Source organism: Geodermatophilus sp. SYSU D01106 (genome assembly GCF_054049995.1).
The window spans coordinates 36,803-54,492 of sequence record NZ_JBJGYM010000008.1; the positions used below are offsets into that span (position 1 = coordinate 36,803).

A 17,690-nucleotide genomic window follows, 5' to 3' on the forward strand; every position below is an offset into this window, starting at 1 on the left:
GGTGTCGACGCAGAAGCGTCCGTCCGCACCGACGACACAGCAGCGGACCTCCGCGCCGGCGGCGCAGCAGCGTCCGTCCGCGTGGTACGCGGTGCCGGCAGTCGCCTTCTTCGGGCTGTTCGCCGTGGTGCCGATGGTGCTGGTCGTCTTCCTCAGCTTCACCGACTGGTCGGGCTTCGGGTTCCCCGAGCTGTCCGGGGCGGGCAACTGGAGCCGCCTGGTGGAGGACACCGAGGCGCGTGACGCACTGGGGCTGACCCTCCTGTTCATGGTCCTGTCCTGGGTCGTCCAGACCCCGATCGCCATCCTGATCGGGGTCTGGGCGGCCGGGCGGCAGCGCAACCGCGCCGTCCTCAGCTCGCTGTTCTTCCTGCCGCTCCTGCTGTCGACGGCGGCCATCGCGCTGCTGTGGCGCTCGGTGCTCGACCCGAACTTCGGCGTCACCCAGTCGCTGCCGCTGCTGGACCGGTTCAACTTCCTCGGTGACACCGACGTCGTCGTCTACACGGTCGTCTTCGTGATCGCCTGGCAGTACATCCCGTTCCACACGCTGCTGTTCCAGGCCGCGGCCCGCGGGATCCCGGCCAGCCTCTACGAGGCGGCCACCATCGACGGCGCCGGCCGCTACCGGCAGTTCTTCACCATCACGCTGCCGCTGCTCAAGTACACGGTCGTCACCTCGACGGTGCTGCAGCTGGTCGGGTCGTTCACGACCTTCGACACGATCCTCATCCTCACCGGCGGCGGTCCCGGGGACGCCACCCGCATCGCGCCGCTGTACATGTACATCCGCGGGTTCAGCGGCTTCGAGTTCGGCTACGCCAGCGCGATCGCCACGCTGCTGCTCGTCCTGGGCGCCGGCCTCTCGCTCGTCGTCACCCGGGCGACCGGCTTCCGCAGCATGCAGAGCCAGCAGGAAGGGGCCTGACCGTGGCCACCACCGCAGCCCTGGCCGAGCCGGGCGCCGTCCCCCCGGCCGCCCCGCGGCGGGTCCGGCGCGGACGCCCCGCCGGCCGGCGGGAGAAGCCGAACTGGCTGGCCGGCGTCCTGGCCACCGTCTGGCTGGTCATCGTCGCCGTCCCGCTGTACTACCTGGTCTCGGCGAGCCTGCGCACCCGCCAGGACTACCTGAGCACCAGCCCGCTGACCCCGACCGGTGAGCCCACGGGGGAGAACTACTCCACCGTGCTCTCGGGCGGGTTCGCCCAGTACCTGCTCAACAACGTGATCGTCACGGTCGCGACGGTCGCGATCGTGGTCGCGGTGACCGTGCCGGCGGCCTACACCGTGGCCCGCAACGCCGGCCGGACCGTGCAGCGGATCTTCTCGGTCATGCTCATCGGGCTGGCCATCCCGGCGCAGGCGACGATCATCCCGGTCTACCTGCTCATCACCCAGATGCGCCTGTACGACACCCTGCTGGCGATCATCCTGCCGACGGCGGCGTTCGCCCTGCCGGTCGCGCTGCTGGTGATGACCAACAGCCTCCGCGACATCCCGTCGGAGCTCTACGAGGCCCAGACCCTCGACGGCGCCGGGCCGCTGGCGGTGCTGCGCCACCTGGTGCTGCCGCTGGCCAAGCCCGCGATCACCACGGTCGCGGTGTTCACCGCGCTCAACGCGTGGAACGGCTTCCTCTTCCCGCTGGTCCTCACCCAGTCCCGCGACACCCGGGTGCTCACCCTCGGCCTCTGGGACTTCCAGGGCCAGTTCGGCACCAACGTCCCGGGCCTGCTGGCGGCGGTCACACTGTCCGTCGTCCCCATCTTCGTCCTGTACCTCGTGGGCCGCCGCTACCTGCTCAGCGGACTCACCGCCGGTTTCGGCAAGTAGAGAGGAACCGTCTTGGCCACCGTCACCTACGACGCGGCGACCCGGGTCTACGCCGGCGCGGACCGCCCGGCGGTCGACGCGCTCGACCTCGAGGTCGCCGACGGCGAGTTCCTCGTCCTGGTCGGGCCCTCGGGCTGCGGCAAGTCCACGTCGCTGCGCATGCTCGCCGGCCTCGAGGACGTCGACGGCGGGCGCATCCTCATCGGCGACCGCGACGTCACCGGCGTCGCCGCCAAGGACCGCGACATCGCCATGGTGTTCCAGAACTACGCGCTCTACCCGCACATGACCGTCGCGGAGAACATGGGCTTCGCCCTCAAGATGGCGCGCGTCGGCAAGGCCGAGGCGGCCGAGCGGGTGCGCGAGGCCGCCCGCCTGCTCGACCTCGAGCAGTACCTCGACCGGCGCCCCAAGGCCCTGTCCGGCGGCCAGCGGCAGCGCGTGGCCATGGGCCGGGCGATCGTCCGCCAGCCGCAGGTCTTCCTCATGGACGAGCCGCTGTCGAACCTCGACGCCAAGCTCCGGGTGCAGACCCGCACCCAGATCGCCTCCCTGCAGCGCCGCCTGGGCATCACCACGGTCTACGTCACCCACGACCAGACCGAGGCGATGACGATGGGCGACCGCGTGGCGGTGCTCAAGGACGGCCTGCTCATGCAGGTGGGCCGGCCCCGCGAGCTCTACGACCGGCCGCGCAACGTCTTCGTCGCCGGGTTCATCGGCTCGCCGGCCATGAACCTGCTGACCCTGCCGGTCGCCGACGGCGGCGTGCGCCTCGGCGGCGAGGTGCACCCGGTGGAGCGCTCGGTCCTCGGCGAGGCGCACGCGCCGTCGGTGGTGCTCGGCGTCCGGCCGGAGGACCTCGAGGTCACCGGGTCGGGCCTGCCGGTGGAGGTCGAGGTGGTCGAGGAGCTCGGCGCCGACGCCTACGTCTACGGCACCGCGCTGGTCGGCGACGACCGCCACCCGGTCACCGTGCGCGTCGACGGCCGCCGTCCGCCCCTGAAGGGCGACCGGATCGCCGTCACCCCGCGGGTCGGCCACGTGCACCTGTTCTCCACGGTGGACGGCGAGCGCCTCGGGTGAGCGTGCTCCCCAGCGGCGAGCAGCACGTCCTGCGCAGCGGGGACGCCGAGGCCGTCGTCGTCGAGGTCGGCGGCGGCCTGCGCACCTACACCGCCGGCGACCGAGACGTCCTCGACGGGTGGTCCGAGCGGGAGATGGCGCCGGACGTGCGCGGGCACGTGCTCGCGCCCTGGCCCAACCGGCTGCGCGACGGCGTCTACACCTGGGACGGCGCCGAGCACGTCACCCCGGTCACCGAGCGGGCGCTCGGCACGGCCATCCACGGGCTGGTGCGCTTCGTGCCGTGGCGGGTGCTCGCCCGCTCGGCGGACTCCGTGGTGCTCGAGCACCTGCTGCACCCGCAGCCGGGCTACCCGTTCGCGCTGCGCCTGCGGGTGGGCTACGAGCTGTCCGCCGGCGGGCTGCGGGTGACGACGACGGCCACCAACGAGGGCGACGCCGACGCCCCCTACGGCGAGGGCCACCACCCCTACCTCGCCGCGCCGGCCGGCCTGCGGGTCGACGACTGCACGCTGGTGCTCCCGGCCGCCACCCGCCTGCTCACCGACGACCGGCTGCTGCCCGTGGGCACCGAGTCGGTGCACGAGACGCCGTTCGACCTGCGCGCCGGCCGGGTGCTCGGCGACCTGCGGATCGACGACTGCTTCACGGACCTCGACCGCGACGCCGACGGCACCGCCGAGGTGCGGTTCACCGGTCCCGACGGGCACGGGGCCGCCGTCTGGATGGACGCCTCCTACACGCACGTGCAGGTGTTCACCGGCGACGTCGTCGAGCCGGCGTCGCGGCGCCGGTACGGCCTGGCCGTCGAGCCGATGACCTGCGCTCCCGACGCGCTGCGCACCGGGGCGGTCCGCCGGCTGGCGCCGGGGGAGTCGGTCACCGGCACCTGGGGCATCCGCCCGCTCTGACCCGCACGGCACTGCTCGTAGTGCCGCACGTCGTCCCATGGGCCGTTATCCCCAACGCGGCCGCCCCACCGAGGTCGGTCCTCCGCGCGCGAAGGCGGCGAGAGGGGCCTTTGTAGCGCTATTGGCCCATACGGGCCGGCGGACGGCGGGGAGGCGGGTGGCGCGCCGCACCTAGACTCGACCGGGCACCCCAGATCCGGGAGCCGGTACCGATCGAGGAGGGTGCACGTGGCCGTACGGGCCATCCGGGGCGCGACACAGGTGGACGCCGACGACCGCGACCAGGTGCTCGAGGCCACCCGGGAGCTGGTGAGCGAGGTGGTCGGGCGCAACGGCCTCGACCACGCCGACATCATCAGCATCCTGTTCACCGCGACCCCGGACCTGGTGTCGGAGTTCCCGGCGCTGGCCGCGCGCGAGCTCGGCATGGGCGACGTCCCGCTGATGTGCGCCACCGAGATCGCCGTGCCGCACGCGCTGCCGCGGGTGCTGCGCCTCATGGCGCACGTGGAGACGCCGAAGGAGCGCGCCGACATCCAGCACGTGTACCTGCGGGGTGCCGTGGCGCTGCGACGGGACATCGCCCAGTGAGCGCCGCACGCTTCGCCGGCCAGGTCACCCTCGACGGCCCCTCGGGCACGGGCAAGAGCAGCGTCGCGCGCGCCGCGGCCACCCGGCTCGGTGCGGCCTATCTCGACACCGGCGCCATGTACCGCGCCGCCACGGTGGCCGTGCTCGACGCCGGGGTCGACCCCGAGGACGCCGAGGCGGTGGCCCGCGTGGTCGCCGCGGCCCGCATCGAGGTGGGGACGACGGCTGCGACCGAGCGCGTGGAGGTCGACGGCACCGACGTCGCCGAGCGCATCCGCGGCGCCGAGGTCACCCGCAACGTGTCGGCGGTGTCGGCGGTGCCCGCGGTGCGCCGCCAGCTGGTCGACCAGCAGCGCGACCTGGTCGCCGCGGCCGACGCCGTCGTCGTCGAGGGACGCGACATCGGCACCGTGGTGCTGCCCGGGGCGACCGTGAAGATCTACCTGACCGCCGCGCCGGAGGCGCGCGCCCAGCGGCGCGCGGCCCAGCTCGGCCTGACCACCCCGGAGGAGGTCGCCGCGCTCGCGGCCGACCTGCGCCGCCGGGACGAGTACGACAGCAGCCGCGCGGACAGCCCGCTGCGGCCCGCCGCGGACGCGGTGGTCGTGGACAGCACCGACCTCGACCGCGAGGCCGTCGTCGACCGGGTGGTCGACCTCGCTCTCGCGGCGGCCGGGGCACGAGGAGTGGACGCATGAGCGAGGAGGGCACCGGCGGTCCGCTGCCGGTGGTGGCGATCGTCGGCCGGCCGAACGTGGGCAAGTCGACGCTGGTGAACCGCGTGCTGGGCCGACGCGCGGCGGTGGTGCAGGACGTGCCGGGCGTGACCCGCGACCGCATCTCCTACGAGGCGCTGTGGAACGGGCGGCGGTTCACCGTCACCGACACCGGCGGCTGGGACCCCAAGGCCGAGGGGCTGGGCGCGTCGATCAGCCGGCAGGCGGAGTTCGCGATGCGCACCGCCGACGTCATCGTGTTCGTCGTCGACAGCCAGGTGGGCGCCACCGACACCGACCTGGCCGCCGCGCGCATCCTGCGCCGCAGCGACCGGCCGGTGATCGTCGTCGCCAACAAGGTCGACGACGAGCGCAGCGAGGCCAACGCCGCCGAGCTGTGGTCGCTGGGCCTGGGCGAGCCGCAGCCGGTGAGCGCGCTGCACGGGCGGGGGAGCGGTGACCTGCTCGACCTGGTGCTCGACGCGCTGCCCGAGGCGCCGCGCGAGCAGCCCGAGGAGGGCGGCCCCCGCCGCGTGGCGCTGGTCGGGCGGCCCAACGTGGGCAAGTCCAGCCTGCTCAACCGGCTGGCCAAGGAGGAGCGCTCGGTCGTCGACTCGGTGGCCGGCACGACCGTCGACCCGGTCGACTCGCTCATCACCCTCGGCGGCGAGGAGTGGCGGTTCGTCGACACCGCCGGCCTGCGCCGCAAGGTGAACACCGCCAGCGGCATGGAGTACTACGCGAGCCTGCGCACCGAGGCCGCGATCCAGGCCGCCGAGGTCGCCGTCGTGCTGCTGGCCGCCGACGAGGTGATCAGCGAGCAGGACCAGCGGGTGATCACCCAGGTGATCGAGGCCGGGCGCGCGCTGGTCATCGCGTTCAACAAGTGGGACACCCTCGACGAGGACCGGCACGCCCAGCTCGAGCGCGAGATCGAGCGCGACCTGTCCCGCATCAAGTGGGCCAGCCGGGTGAACATCTCGGCGCTCAGCGGCCGCGGCGTCGGCAAGCTCGCCGACCACCTGCGCGCCGCGCTCGCCTCGTGGGAGACCCGGGTGCCGACGGCGGAGCTCAACGCCTACGTGCGCCAGCTGGTCATGGAGACCCCGCCGCCGGCCCGTGGCGGGCGCGCCCCGAAGATCAAGTACGTGACGCAGGCCGACGTCCGGCCGCCGCGGTTCGTCGTCTTCTCCACCGGCTTCCTCGAGGCCGGCTACCGCCGGTTCCTGGAGCGCAAGCTGCGCGAGCGCTTCGGTTTCCACGGCACGCCGATCGACATCTCGGTGAAGGTCCGCGAGGGCCGGGGGAACGACAAGCGCGGCTGAGGCGGCCCGGGCGGTCAGCGGGGTGTAGTCGCCCGCCGACCGCCCGGGGCGACCGGCCGCGCCGCCGCGCGCGGTCGCCGGACGACCCTCACAGGGACCTCGCAGCGACCTCCCAGCGGGAGTTCACTACCCGGATCCGGAACGGATCCGGCCCATGGACGGGGGTAGTGATGCACCGCAGGCTGACAGTGATCACGACGGCGGGTGTCCTGGTCGTCGCGGGCGCGGGTACCGCCGCGGCCGACGGCGGGCCGGAGGCCTCGCACCCCGGCGCGCCGAGCCCCGGCGCGCCGGGCATCGGCGACCCGTACTTCCCGCTCGACGGGAACGGCGGCTACGACGTCCAGCACTACGGGCTGGACCTGCGCTACGACCCGGCCACCGACGTCCTCGCCGGGACGGCGCTCATCTCGGCCCGGGCGACCCAGTCCCTCTCCAGCTTCGACCTGGACCTGCAGGGCATGGAGGTCCGGTCGGTCACCGTGGGCGGGCACCCGGCGGCCTGGACCCGCGACGGCCAGGAGCTGGTCGTCACGCCCGCGCACCCGCTGCACCAGGGGCGGCGGTTCCTCGTCGAGGTCGTCTACGACGGCGTCCCGCAGACCCTCCAGGACGAGCTCGGAGCCTCGGGCTTCTTCCACACCGACGACGGCGCCGTCGTCGCCGGCCAGCCGCACGGCGCGGCGACCTGGTTCCCGGCCAACGACCACCCCCGCGACGCCGCCTCGCTCGACGTCGCGATCACCGTGCCCGAGGGGCTGGAGGGCATCTCCAACGGCGTGCTGTGCGGCTCGTGGACCACCGACGGGTGGACGACGTGGTCGTGGTCGGCCGAGGAGCCCATGGCCACCTACCTGGTCACCCTGGCCGTCGGCGAGTTCGACGTGCGGGCCTACGAGGCCGACGGCATCGCCTACTGGGACGCCGTCGACCCGCGCCTGGCGGAGTTCGACGCCGACCCGGAGACCGAGGGGCCACTGGCCGGTGAGGTGGTCGACCACTCCTTCGGCCGGCAGCCCCAGATCGTCGCGGCGCAGGAGGAGTGGTTCGGCCCGTATCCGTTCACCGCCGCGGGCGGGATCGCCGACCACGCCCCCGAGCTGGGCTTCGCGCTGGAGACCCAGACCCGGCCGGTGTACTCGCCGTACTTCTTCTCCGACCCGCTGTTCGGGGAGCTCGTCGTCGTCCACGAGTACGCCCACCAGTGGTACGGCGACTCGGTGCGGCTCGACACCTGGCAGCACATCTGGCTCAACGAGGGCATCGCCACCTACGCCGAGTGGCTGTGGCTGGAGCACGAGGGCGTGAGCACGCCGCAGCAGGAGTTCGACGCCCTCGCCGCCGCACCGGAGGAGGCGCTGCAGCCGGGCTTCTGGGACGTCGTCATCGGCGATCCCGGGGCGAGCGCCGACCAGCTGTTCCACTCGGCGGTCTACTACCGCGGCGCGATGACGCTGCAGGCGCTGCGCGTGCAGGTGGGTGACGAGGCCTTCTTCACCCTCCTGCGCGAGTGGGCGGCGACCAAGGCGGGGCAGACGGCGACCACGGAGGAGTTCATCGGCCACGCCGAGGAGGTCTCGGGGCAGGAACTCGACGACCTGTTCACCGTCTGGCTGTTCACCCCGGGCCGCCCGGCCGGGCTCCCCGAGCCCGCGCCGGCGCCGGAGCCGGCCCCGGCTCCCTGAGCCGGTCCCGGTCGCACGAGGGCCGTCCGCGGGCACGCTGCCCGCGGGCGGCCCTCCGCGTGTCAGCCCGCCGGGGCCGGGTCCTGCGCGTCGTCCGACGGGTCGTCGTCGAAGTGCAGCGGCTCGGTCCGGCGGGGCATGGCCAGCACCGCCAGCGCGATGACGACGGCGGTCACGGCGGTCGCGACGAACACGCCGTGCGAGGCGGCGTGCAGGCTCTCCCGGGCGAAGTCGGCGACGGCCCCGCCCTGCCCGAGCGCCGCCGTCGTGCTGTCGACGTCGGTGGGCACCTCGCCGTCGAGCCCTGCCGGCGGGGCGGCGAAGCGCGCGGCGAGGGTGGTGTTGGCGATGGCGCCGAACACCGCCGCGCCGAGGGCCGAGCCCATCGAGCGGGAGAACATGTTGGTGGCGGTGACGACGCCGCGACGGTCCCAGCCGACCACCGACTGCACCGCGACGATCAGCGGCGACGACGACAGGCCGAGGCCCAGGCCGGTGACGAACATCCAGGCGCCGACCTCCCACAGGGAGGCGTCGGGGCCGAGGAACGCCGTCCCGGCCGTGCCGACCAGCACGAGGGCGACGCCGAGCAGCGCGGTGGTGCGGAACCCCAGCCGCAGGTAGACGCGGCCGGCGAGGCTCGCCGCGACGGGCCAGCCGAGGGTGAGGGCGGCGAGGGCGAAGCCGGCCTCCAGCGCGCTCGCGCCGAGCACGCCCTGTGCCCAGGTGGGCAGGTAGGAGCTCAGGCCGATGAGCAGCGCGCCCAGGCCGAGGGCGGCGACGTTGCCGCTGGCCAGGATGCGGCGGCGCAGCACCCACAGCGGCAGCACGGGCTCGGCGGCCCGCCGCTCGACCAGCGCGAACGCGGCCAGGAGCGCGACCGCCGTCGCGAGGACCGCGATGCCGGGCGCGGACGCCCACGCCCAGGCGTTGCCGCCCTCGAGCAGGCCGAGGACCAGCAGCGCGGCACCGGCGGACAGCAGGACGGCGCCGGCGACGTCGAGGCGGTGGGCGCTCCGCTCGACCTTCTCCGTCCACCGGCGGGACAGGGCCCAGAACGCGAGCGCGCCCAGCGGCAGGTTGATCAGGAAGATCCAGCGCCAGGAGAGGGCGTCGCTGAACAGGCCGCCGAGGGTGGGGCCGAGCACCGAGGAGATGCCCCACACCGAGGCGAGGTAGCCCTGGACGCGGGCGCGCTCCTCGACGGTGTAGATGTCGCCGATGACGGTGATGCCCATCGGCTGGACGGCGCCGGCGCCGATGCCCTGCAGCGCCCGGCCCACGATCAGCGCCGGCATCGACCACGCCAGCCCGCAGAACAGGGACGCGGCGACGAACACCGCGATGCCGAACAGGAGCACCGGCTTGCGGCCGTGCACGTCGGCGAGCTTGCCGTAGACCGGCACGGTCACCGCCTGCGTGAGCAGGTAGACGCTGAACAGCCAGGGGAACTGGCTGAACCCGCCGAGGTCGTCGACGACGGCCGGGACGGCGGTGGCGATGATCGTGCTGTCGAGCGCGATGAGGGCGGTGCTGAGCATGACCGCCCCGAGCACGGGCCCGCGCTCGGATCGGAGTCCCACCGCGGCGCGGGTACCGGTTGTCACGAGCAACTGTGACACCTCGGGGTGGCCGGGCATTCCCGCGCCCGACCACCGCGGAGGGCGGCCGACGGCGTGCGGTAACCTCGTCGGCGCAGCGATCGGGCGGTGCGAGCCGCCCGGCGCTCGGGCTGTAGCGCAGCTTGGTAGCGCACCTGACTGGGGGTCAGGGGGTCGCAGGTTCAAATCCTGTCAGCCCGACAGTGCAGGTCAGAGGCGGGTCGTCCGAGTCGGGCGGCCCGCCTCCCGCGTCGTGGAGCGATCCGTGAAGCGACGGGCGTCGACCGGCGTTCCTCAGCACTCCTGAGCCCGGGTCGAGTCGACGTCGGCGACCTCGCCGGCGGTGCGGACCACGTCCTGATCGCCCAGCCCCAGGCCCAGGGGTCCGGCGATCCCGTGGAGCCAGTCGTGGCCCTCGCCCGCCCGCAGGTCGTGGATCTCCGGTGAGGTCGGCTGCGGGATGATCACCGTGTGGGCCGGCGGCTCCCCGGGGCGCCGGCTGAGGGGCAGCATCGGACGGTGGGCCGGCCAGGCAGCGGGACTGTCTCGTCCTGGTCCTCGTGGGTGCCAGGTGGTCGAGCCGATGCCCTCGACGGCCTCGAACAGGTCGCCGTCGGCGCCCGCGACCACGCGCTGGGACCCGGACTCGGTCAGGTCGGCGGCCTCGGGCGCCCCTCGGCGTCCCGCACGGCGGCGGGCGCGATGACCGCCGCGTCCAGGGCGGCCTTGGCTTCGGCGTACTCCCGGGTCAGCCGGGCGACGAGCTCGGCGACGGGGACGACGGCGTCGACGACGCCGATGCCCTGACCGGAGCCCCAGACGTCGCGCCAGGCCTTGGCGCCGCCGTCGGAGCCGAAGCTCATCGCGCTCGGGTCGCTCGTGGGCAGGTCGGCCGGGTCGAGGCCGGCCGCGCGGATGGAGCCGGCCAGGTAGTTGCCGTGCACGCCGGTGAACAGGTTGCTGTAGACGATGTCGGCGGCGGAGCTGTCGACCACCATCTGCTTGTAGCCCTCGGCCGCCCGCGCCTCGGTGGTGGCCAGGAACGCCGAGCCCACGTAGGCCAGGTCCGCACCGGCAGCCTGCGCGGCCAGCACCGACGAGCCGTGCGCGATCGCCCCGGACAGCGCCAGCGGCCCGTCGAACCAGCGCCGGATCTCCCGCACCAGCGCGAAGGGGGACGTCGTCCCGGCGTGCCCGCCCGCGCCGGCCGCCACCGCGATGAGGCCGTCGGCGCCCTTGTCGACGGCCTTGTGGGCGAACCGGTCGTCGATGACGTCGTGCAACACGATGCCGCCGTAGGAGTGCACCGCGTCGTAGACGTCCTCGCGGGCGCCCAGCGAGGTGATGACGATCGGCACCTGGTGCTCGACGCACAGCGCGACGTCGGCCTCCAGCCGGTCGTTGGAGCGGTGCACGATCTGGTTGACCGCGTACGGGGCCACGGTCGCTCCGGTCGCGGCCGCGGCGGCCAGCCGCTCGTCGATCTCGGTCAGCCAGTCACCGAGCTGGGCGGCGGGGCGGGCGTTGATTGCCGGGAAGGATCCGACGACGCCGGCCGAGCACTGGGCGACGACCAGGTCCGGGCCGGAGACGATGAACATCGGCGAGGCGACGACCGGAAGGCTCAGCCGGCCGCGCAGCACGTCAGGTGAGCTCACGACGGGGCGCTCCTCGGGGTCGTCGGGACGGTGGAGCCGGCTGGAACGGCGACGCCCGGCCCGGGGGGACGTAGGACCTCGCCCCGTCGGCGGGGGAGCTGTTGGCTGGTGTCGGCCGCGCACCGGGGAACGGGCCGGTTTCTTGCCGAGTCCGTGTCGTGCGACCACGAGGTCCAGAGCCGGCCTCAGGTCGACCTCGTGGCTCGTCTACAGGTCGAGGACCAGCCGCGACCCCCGTGCTCGGGAGACGCAGATCATCATGCACGTCCCTGCGTCCTGCTCGGCCTGGGTGAGGACGGAGTCGCGGTGGTCGATGTCGCCAGCGAGCACGGGTGTCTCGCAGGACCCGCAGGTGCCCTCCATGCAGGAGGTGACGACGGTCACCCCGGCGGCCTCGACGACGTCGACGATGGACTGGCCGGCCGGCACGGTGAGCTGGAGGCCGGACCGCGTGAGCTCCACGTCGAAGTTCGATGTCGGTCCGGCGAGGGCGTCCTCGTCCGCTGAGAACCGTTCGAGGTGGAGGGCGTCGGCAGGCCAGCCGGTGGTGTGGTGGCGTACGGCGTCCAGCAGGGGGCCCGGGCCGCAGGCGTACACGACCTCGCCGGGGTGCGGGCCGGTGAGGGCTCGTGCGAGGTCGAGCAGTCCGTGCTGGTCCTGGGGGTGGAGGACCACGCGATGGCCGCCGTACCCATGCAGCTCGTCGCGGAAGGCCATCGAGTCGCGGGTGCGTCCGCCGTAGAGCAGGGTCCAGTCCGCTCCGCGGCGCTCGAGGAGCTCGATCATGGGCAGCAGTGGGGTGATGCCGATGCCGCCGGCGATGAACCGGTAGCGAGAGGCCGCGACGAGGGCGAAGTTGTTGCGCGGCGGGCTGACCCGTACTCCGTGCCCGGGCTGCAGCCGGTCGTGGACGTGGACCGAGCCGCCGCGGCCGGTGTCCTCCCGCAGGACGGCGATGGCATAGCTGGACCGGTCGGTGGGGGATGAGCACAGGGAGTACTGGCGGATGCCGACGCCCTGGCCGAGGTGCAGGTCGATGTGCGCTCCGGGTTCCCAGAGGGGCAGGTCCTCGCCGCCGGGATGGGCCAGTTCGACGAGCACGACTCCCTCGGCCACGCGGGTCTTGCTGCGGACGGTCAGCTCGAGCGGACCGCCTGCAGGGTCGGTCGGGGTCATCGGGTGGCCCGCCGGTGCTCGCCGATGCGGTCGTACTCGGCCAGCAGCTCGGGTCGGTCGACCGACTCGGGCTGGACCGGCTCGGGGTGGCCGGTGAGCATGTTCTTGACGGGGACCTCGAGTTTCTTGCCGGTGTGGGTGTGCGGGATGCCGGACACCTGGATGACGTCGTCGGGGACGTGGCGGGGGGACACGGTCGTGCGCACGGCGTCCTTGACGGTCCGTGCCAGCGCTGCGTCGAGGGTGGTGCCCTCGGTGAGGGTGACGAAGAGGGGCATCCAGTAGCCGCCGTCGGGCTCCTCGATCCCGACGACGAGGGCCTCTCGGATGCCGGGCACGCGTTCGACGGCCTCGCAGATGTCGGCGCTGCCCATGCGGATGCCGTGCCGGTTGAGGGTGGCGTCGGAGCGGCCGTGGACGACGACGCTGCCGCGGCTGGTGAGGGTGATCCGGTCGCCGTGGCGCCACACGCCGGGGTGGTCGTCGAAGTAGGTGGCGCGCAGCCGGTCGCCGCCCGGGTCGTTCCAGAAGCCGACCGGCATCGAGGGCATCGGCGAGGTGACGACGAGTTCCCCGACCTCGTCGACGACGGCGTGGCCGTCGGCGTCGAAGGCGTGCAGGTCCACCCCGAGGCACCGGACGGCGATCTCCCCGACGGGGACGTCGACGGTGGGTACCGCTCCGACGAAGGCGCTGACGACGTCGGTGCCGCCGGAGGTGGAGGCGACCACCACCCCCGGCCCCAGCACAGAGGTCGCCCGCTGCTGCACGGTGGGGGTGAGGACCGATCCGGTGCAGCCGACCATCCGGAGGGCGGCCAGGTCGGCTGCCGCGGTGGGATCGAGGTCCTGCTGCTGGGTGGCGGCGAGGAAACCGGGGCTGACGCCGAGGTGGGTGATGCCGGCCCGGCCGGTGAGCTCCCAGATCGCGGCGGGGGTGGGTGCGCCGTCGAAGCAGTGGACGGTGGCGCCGCGCAGCAGTGCGCCGGTGCGGAGGTTCCACAGCATCCAGTTCAGGGTCGTGTACCAGAAGAACTGGTCCCCGGGTCGGACGTCGAGGTGGATGCCCAGGGTCTTCAGGTGTTCGACGACGACGCCGGCGTGGCTGTGCAGGATGCCTTTGGGCACGCCGGTGGTGCCGGAGCTGAAGAGCACCCACAGGGGGTGGTCGGCCGGCAGTGGGGTCGGGTGCAGGCCGTCGTGGTGTGCGGAGACCGCATCCGGCCACGGCACCGTGCCGGGCAGGTGCGCGGAGGGACCGACCAGCACGGTGCCGCGCAGGTGGGGCAGTGCTGTCCGCAGCGCCTCCACCTGGGGTGTGCGGTCGACCCAGGAGCCGCGGTGCCGGTGCCCGGAGGCGGCCACCAGCACCCGCGGGGAGAGCTGGGCCAGGCGGGCGATGGCGGCGTCTGCCTCCAGGTCGGTGCCGCAGCCGGCCCAGACGGCTCCGAGGCTGGCCGAGGCCAGGAAGGCCACGACCGCTTCGGGGCGATCGGGCAGGTAGCCGACGACGCGGTCACCGGCGCGGACGCCGAGGTCGGTGAAGGTGGCGGCCAGGGCGGCGACCTGGTGCTCGAGGTCGGCCCAGCTCGTCTCCACCCGGCCGCCGCCCTCGTCGTAGCCCACGACGGCTGCACCGGTACGACGTCGACGGAAGACCTGGTGGGTGTAGTTGAGCCGCCCGCCGGGGAACCAGCGGGTCGCGGGCATGGGTGCGTCGTCGCTGACCCGGTCAGGTGTCCGTGCCCAGTCGACGTCGAAGAACTCGGTGACGGCGGCCCAGAACTCGTCCCGGTGCTGCACCGACCACCGCCACAGGGCGTGGTAGTCCACGGTCGCCGGCGGGCCGCCGCAGCCCGCCGCGAACTCGGCGAACTCGGTGACGACCGGGCGGGGGGCGCTCACGCCGGCCGCCCCCAGCTGCGCTCGGCGCTGGCCAGCCCGGTGCGGGCGGGTGGCACGGGGTGCGGGTCGACGCCGGCGACCACGGTGTTGGAGACCCGGCCGATGCCCTCGGCGACGAGGGTGACGACGTCGCCGGGGGCCAACGGCGGCGGCTGGTCGCTCCCGGTCCGGGCCCAGTGCTCCAGCAGGGACCCGGCCCCGCAGGTGCCCGACGCGAGCACGTCACCGGTCTTCAGCTCGGCGCCGCGGGACGCGAAGGCCACCATCTCCTCGAACGACCAGGACATGTTGGCCGAGGTGTCGTCCCCTCCGGGCAGTGGTGTGCCGTTGAGCTCGCCGTGCAGGCGCAGGGCGAGCCGGTCCCCGCGGCGGTAGGGCTCGAGCTCGTCGGTGGTGACGATCCAGGGACCGAGGGTGTTGGCGAAGTCCTTGCCCTTGACCGGACCCATGCCCACCGGGATGACCGGTGCCATCAGGTCTCGGGCGGACCAGTCGTTGAAGAGCGTGTAGCCGGCGATGTGGTCGGCGGCCTGCTCGACGGTGAGGTCCTTGCCGGGCCGTCCGACGACGGCGGCGAGCTCGACCTCGAAGTCCAGGCGGCGGCAGCCCGGGGGGACCTCGACGTCGTCGTCGGGGCCGACGACGGCGTTGGAGTTGGAGAAGTAGAACAGTGGCTGGTCGTACCAGGCCGGCGGGGGCTCGGGGTGACTGAGCAGCGCCAGGCTGCCCCGCAGGTGCTCCTCGAAGGTGAGGAAGTCCCGCAGGGTGGGCGGCTGGACGGGGGCCAGCAGTCGTACCGCCGCCAGGGGGACCCGGGTGTCCCGGCCCTCCTCGACCAGGTCCTGCCTCTCGGACGGGGTGGCGGCGAGCAGCTGTTCCACGGAGCTGCCCGGGGTCAGCAACAGGACGACGTCGTCCTCGACGATGCCCACGCGGGTCGCGTCCTCGTGCTGGATGCGGGCGATCTTCACGACGAGGCTCCTTCGCGGGAACGGAGGCGGTGCACGGCCATGTGGTCGAAGTGCTCCATCCGGGTGGTCGGTGGCCGGTCGGGGTCCAGCTCCTCGTAGACGGCCACCACGTTGGCGGCGATGCGCTCGTGCTCGACCATGTCGTCGAACGGGCCGAGGTCGATGTCGGCGACCGCTTCCTCGGCCGACATGCCGGCCCGGAACCGTGTGGTCGTCTCGTGCAGCACGTGGTCGAGGTAGTCGCGCACGCGGCGGACTCCCGTCACGTCGGTCACCGGCCCGTGACCGGGGACGACGACGTCGGGCTCGAGGGCGGTGATCGCGTCGCAGGCGGCGATGCACCGGGACAGCGGCCCGTGCCAGACCAGCGGTGCCGCGCCGGAGAAGACGATGTCGCCGGTGAAGACGACGGCGGCGTCGGGGACGTGCACCAGCAGGTCGCCCTCGGTGTGCGCCGGCCCGACCTCCAGCAGCCGCACCCGTCGACCGCCGACGTCGAGGTCCAGCTGGCCGGTGAAGGTGCGGGTGGGGGGAGCAGGGCTGATCCCGGACAGGTCGAAGGTCCCGCAGACCTCCCGCACGAAGTCACCGATCCGGTCGCGGCGTCGCCACAGGGTCGCGAACGTCGCGACGGAGTCCGGTGTCATGACAGCGGCGGCGGCCTCGGTGGCGGTGATCTCGACGCCCGGGCCGGCGGCCAGTTGGTTGCCGAACCAGTGGTCGCCGTCGGAGTGGGTGTTGACGACCGTCCGGATGGGGTTGTCGGTGGTGTACGGCAGGAACCCCTGCAGCATCGTCGCGGTGTGCAGCAGGTCCATGTGGGTGTCGACGAGCAACGACTGCCCCTCGCCCACGACGAGGCCGCAGTTGTTCTCGCCCCAGTGCCCGGCTCCCAGCAGCCAGGCGTGGCAGTCACCTCCCAGCGCGCGGAGGTCACCGCGGCGGCTGGTCACCGGGCACCGCCTGCCGGGACGAGGCGGACCGGCAGGGAGCTGAACTTGCGGACGGTCTGGCTGGGGTCGCGGACGGCGTCCCCGGTCCGCTCGAACCGGGCGACGTGCTGGGTGAGCTCGGTGATGATCGAGGTGACCTCCAGCCGGGCCAGGGGCTGACCGAGGCACAGGTGCACCCCGGTGCCGAAGGAGGTGTGGGTACGGGCGTTGTCCCGGGTGACGTCGAGGTGGTCGGGGTCGGTGAACTGGGCGGGGTCGCGGTTGGCGGCGCCGAACAGGACACCCACCGACGCGCCGGCGGGCAGGGTGGTGCCGGCGACGTCGACGTCGGTGCGGGTGTGGCGGTAGAAGACCCGGAACGGTGCCTCGTAGCGCAACAGCTCGTCGACCGCGTTGGGGATGAGGTCGGGTCGGGCGCGCAGCAGCTCCCACTGGTCGGGGTGGTCGATGAACGCGTTGATGGAGTTGCCCAGCAGTGCCCCGGTGGAGTCGATGCCGGCCAGCCAGATCGACCCCAGCGTCATCAGCCGCTCGGCGCCGGCCGCATCCAGCGCCCCTCCGGCCCCGCCCTCGTCCATGATGAGGCGCCCCAGGCAGTGGGCGGGCATGCCCGGGATGCCCTCGGTGACCATCCAGCCCAGGGCTTCACCGAGCAGCTCGTTGTGCCGCGGGGTGCCGGCCGGCTCCTCCGCGCGCACCACGGCGTCGCTCCAGTCGACCAGCACCTGCGGGCTGGGCGGGGTGAGTCCGGTCAGCAGTTGCATCGCGCGGTCGGGCATGGGCTGGGCGATGGCCTGCACGACGTCGACGTCGCCGGCCTGCACCGCGGCGCCGACGATCGCGGCGGCGGCCTCCCGGATCGCCGGCCCGAACGCGTCGATGGGCTCCCTGGCGAAGGAGGGCTGCACGGCTCGCCGGATACGGGTGTGGTCCGGCGGGTCGCTCTCCAGCAGCGGGAACCGCTCGGTGCGGACGGTGGCGCCGGAGTAGGTGACCCCGTCTCCGGAGACGAAGTCAGCGTGCCCACGCAGCACCTTCACCGCTGCGGCGTGGCTGGTGACGTACCAGGCGTCGCGCTGGGGCACGTGGACCAGCGGGCCCTGCTCCCGCAGCCGTGCGTAGAACGGGTAGGGGTCAGCCAGTGCGTCGGGCTGGTAGGGATCCAGATCGACCTCGGCGGACGTCGGCGTCACTACGTTGGTCATGGCGAACCTCCCGGATGATGTGTTGCACTTGAGTGCAACAGTCGGGAGCCTGCACTGGAGTGCAAAATGTGTCAA

Annotated in this window: 16 protein-coding genes and 1 tRNA gene; 9 read left to right on the top strand and 8 right to left on the bottom strand. The window is 73.4% G+C overall.

Features of this window, described 5'->3' with window-relative positions; genetic code table 11:
- Positions 1–91 precede the first annotated feature (91 nt).
- The 8 genes from ACI78R_RS10695 to ACI78R_RS10730 all read left to right on the top strand — a co-directional run bounded on the left by ACI78R_RS10695 (position 92) and on the right by ACI78R_RS10730 (position 8,147).
- Positions 92–928, top strand: coding sequence for a carbohydrate ABC transporter permease (locus tag ACI78R_RS10695; RefSeq protein WP_245794427.1), 837 nt, complete (start codon positions 92–94; stop codon positions 926–928).
- A 2-nt stretch (positions 929–930) separates the two neighbouring features.
- Positions 931–1,833 carry a carbohydrate ABC transporter permease gene (locus ACI78R_RS10700; protein ID WP_457040698.1) on the top strand — a complete coding sequence of 301 codons (903 nt, stop codon included), beginning with the start codon at positions 931–933 and terminating at the stop codon, positions 1,831–1,833.
- A 12-nt stretch (positions 1,834–1,845) separates the two neighbouring features.
- Positions 1,846–2,919, top strand: a complete 1,074-nt coding sequence (locus ACI78R_RS10705; RefSeq protein WP_073419677.1) for an ABC transporter ATP-binding protein — start codon at positions 1,846–1,848, stop codon at positions 2,917–2,919.
- A complete protein-coding gene (locus ACI78R_RS10710) occupies positions 2,916–3,830 on the top strand; it encodes an aldose 1-epimerase family protein (RefSeq protein ID WP_457040699.1) in 915 nt (304 codons plus the stop codon). Before ACI78R_RS10705 ends, ACI78R_RS10710 begins: the two co-directional genes overlap by 4 nt.
- Before the next feature lie 228 nt (positions 3,831–4,058).
- A complete protein-coding gene (gene aroH / locus ACI78R_RS10715) occupies positions 4,059–4,421 on the top strand; it encodes a chorismate mutase (protein ID WP_073419679.1) in 363 nt (120 codons plus the stop codon).
- The gene (gene cmk, locus ACI78R_RS10720) at positions 4,418–5,119 is read left to right on the top strand and encodes a (d)CMP kinase (protein WP_457040700.1); all 702 of its coding nucleotides are present in this window, start codon (positions 4,418–4,420) and stop codon (positions 5,117–5,119) included. Before aroH ends, cmk begins: the two co-directional genes overlap by 4 nt.
- Positions 5,116–6,462, top strand: a complete 1,347-nt coding sequence (gene der / locus ACI78R_RS10725; RefSeq protein WP_073419681.1) for a ribosome biogenesis GTPase Der — start codon at positions 5,116–5,118, stop codon at positions 6,460–6,462. The genes cmk and der overlap by 4 nt, the downstream gene beginning before the upstream one ends.
- A gap of 170 nt (positions 6,463–6,632) precedes the next feature.
- Positions 6,633–8,147, top strand: coding sequence for a M1 family metallopeptidase (locus ACI78R_RS10730; protein ID WP_457040701.1), 1,515 nt, complete (start codon positions 6,633–6,635; stop codon positions 8,145–8,147).
- Positions 8,148–8,209: 62 nt separating this feature from the next.
- On the opposite strand, the gene ACI78R_RS10735 is transcribed toward ACI78R_RS10730, so the two are convergent.
- Entirely contained in the window at positions 8,210–9,688 is a 1,479-nt protein-coding gene (locus ACI78R_RS10735; protein ID WP_457040702.1) for an MDR family MFS transporter, read from the bottom strand.
- 187 nt (positions 9,689–9,875) lie between these two features.
- Between ACI78R_RS10735 and ACI78R_RS10740 the strand changes: the two genes are divergently transcribed.
- Positions 9,876–9,949 (top strand) — tRNA-Pro (locus ACI78R_RS10740).
- Positions 9,950–10,042: 93 nt separating this feature from the next.
- On the opposite strand, the gene ACI78R_RS10745 is transcribed toward ACI78R_RS10740, so the two are convergent.
- The 7 genes from ACI78R_RS10745 to ACI78R_RS10775 all read right to left on the bottom strand — a co-directional run bounded on the left by ACI78R_RS10745 (position 10,043) and on the right by ACI78R_RS10775 (position 17,615).
- Positions 10,043–10,261 (bottom strand): hypothetical protein, encoded by a 219-nt coding sequence (locus tag ACI78R_RS10745; protein ID WP_457040703.1) that lies wholly within the window; start codon positions 10,259–10,261, stop codon positions 10,043–10,045.
- 137 nt (positions 10,262–10,398) lie between these two features.
- Complete coding sequence (locus ACI78R_RS10750; protein WP_457040704.1) at positions 10,399–11,406, bottom strand: NAD(P)H-dependent flavin oxidoreductase; 1,008 nt, start codon at positions 11,404–11,406, stop codon at positions 10,399–10,401.
- Between the two features lie 207 nt (positions 11,407–11,613).
- Positions 11,614–12,522 (bottom strand): PDR/VanB family oxidoreductase, encoded by a 909-nt coding sequence (locus ACI78R_RS10755; protein ID WP_457040705.1) that lies wholly within the window; start codon positions 12,520–12,522, stop codon positions 11,614–11,616.
- 56 nt (positions 12,523–12,578) lie between these two features.
- Positions 12,579–14,486, bottom strand: a complete 1,908-nt coding sequence (locus ACI78R_RS10760) for an acetoacetate--CoA ligase (protein ID WP_457040706.1) — start codon at positions 14,484–14,486, stop codon at positions 12,579–12,581.
- Complete coding sequence (locus ACI78R_RS10765; RefSeq protein ID WP_457040707.1) at positions 14,483–15,457, bottom strand: fumarylacetoacetate hydrolase family protein; 975 nt, start codon at positions 15,455–15,457, stop codon at positions 14,483–14,485. Before ACI78R_RS10765 ends, ACI78R_RS10760 begins: the two co-directional genes overlap by 4 nt.
- Positions 15,454–16,410, bottom strand: coding sequence for an MBL fold metallo-hydrolase (locus tag ACI78R_RS10770; protein ID WP_457040708.1), 957 nt, complete (start codon positions 16,408–16,410; stop codon positions 15,454–15,456). The genes ACI78R_RS10765 and ACI78R_RS10770 overlap by 4 nt, the downstream gene beginning before the upstream one ends.
- Entirely contained in the window at positions 16,407–17,615 is a 1,209-nt protein-coding gene (locus tag ACI78R_RS10775; RefSeq protein ID WP_457040709.1) for a cytochrome P450, read from the bottom strand. Before ACI78R_RS10775 ends, ACI78R_RS10770 begins: the two co-directional genes overlap by 4 nt.
- Positions 17,616–17,690: the final 75 nt, after the last annotated feature.